Here is a 1,306-nt window from a genome sequence, read left to right as displayed (position 1 = left end):
CGCCCGCCGGCCCAATGCGCTGTTCACCGTGGTGGTGGAAGTGCCCTCCGGCCCCGATGGCGCGGAGCCGGACATGCGCCACGCCGTGGAAGCGGATGGCCAGCCCGTGCTGCAGGCCGTGATGGACGCGGGCGCGGGCGGCGCCCAGACGGAACTGGACGCCCACACCGTCTCCTCCACAAGCGCAACCCAGACCTGCATTTACGTGCAGTAGCCCAATGCGGTTTTGCAATTCCTGCTTCCGTCATGCCATAAAGGGTACCGAGATGGTGGTTAACCGCCAGCAATGACGCCGTAAGCCCGAACGCAGCGCGCCCCGCATGGGCCACCCGGACGGTAACCGTAATAAATCGAAGGCCCCGGAATACAGCAAGCCGGGCTGTGCATGGAGAAAAGCAGCAGTGTCCAGTAAGCATGTGGATGGGCATCCGTTCTTCCGGTTCTGCCGGACGGCGCTGGAGGGCATCCGCGCACAGGGCCGATACCGGCAGTTCACGCCACTGGCGCGCCAGGCCGAGCGTTACCCCCTGTATGACCAGCCGGAAACCGTCGCCACGCCTTCAACCCCCGCCTGCCCGCAGGACCGGGAGGTCGTGGTCTGGTCTTCCAACGACTATCTGGGCATGGGCGTGGACCCCGTGGTGGTGGAAGCCGCCATCCAGGCCATTCACGAACATGGCGCGGGCGCGGGCGGCACGCGCAACATCGCGGGCACCAGCCCCCTGCATACGGCCATCGAGCCGAACTGGCCGACCTGCATGGCAAGGAGGCGGGCCTTCTGTTCGTGTCCGGCTATGTGTCCAACCAGGCCACGCTCCAGACCATCCTGACCTCCATGCCCGGCTGGATCTGCTTTTCCGACCGGCTGAACCATGCCTCCATGATCGCGGGGATCAAGGGCGCGCGCGGCTCCAGCACCGTCATTTTCGAACATAACGACCTGGCCGACCTCGAAGCCAAGCTGGCCGCCGCCCCCAAGGATGCGCCCAAGCTCATCGCGTTCGAGAGCGTGTATTCCATGGATGGCGATGTGTCGGACATCGCGGGCACCTGCGCGCTGGCGCGCAAATACGGCGCCATGACCTATCTGGACGAAGTGCACGCCGTGGGCCTGTACGGGGAAGAAGGCGGCGGCGTCTCGCAGCGCGATGGCGTGGCCGATCAGGTCGATATCATCGAGGGCACGCTGGCCAAGGGGTTTGGCGTGCATGGCGGCTACATCACCGCATCGAGCGATATTGTGGAATACCTGCGGCTTTCGGCCTCGGGCTTCATCTTCACCACCTCGCTGCCGCCCGCGGTCGTG

Annotated in this window: 2 pseudogenes; both read left to right on the top strand. The window is 65.5% G+C overall.

The features are described 5' to 3' along the window. Positions 1-214 (top strand): annotated as a pseudogene (locus tag JCM25156_RS29585) (hypothetical protein); the annotation flags it as partial. A 202-nt stretch (positions 215-416) separates the two neighbouring features. Then, positions 417-1,306: pseudogene (gene hemA, locus JCM25156_RS25650) on the top strand (5-aminolevulinate synthase); the annotation flags it as partial.

Source organism: Komagataeibacter kakiaceti JCM 25156 (genome assembly GCF_000613305.1).
Note: the sequence above shows the minus strand (reverse complement) of the source record. Positions and strands in the feature narration are given on the sequence as shown.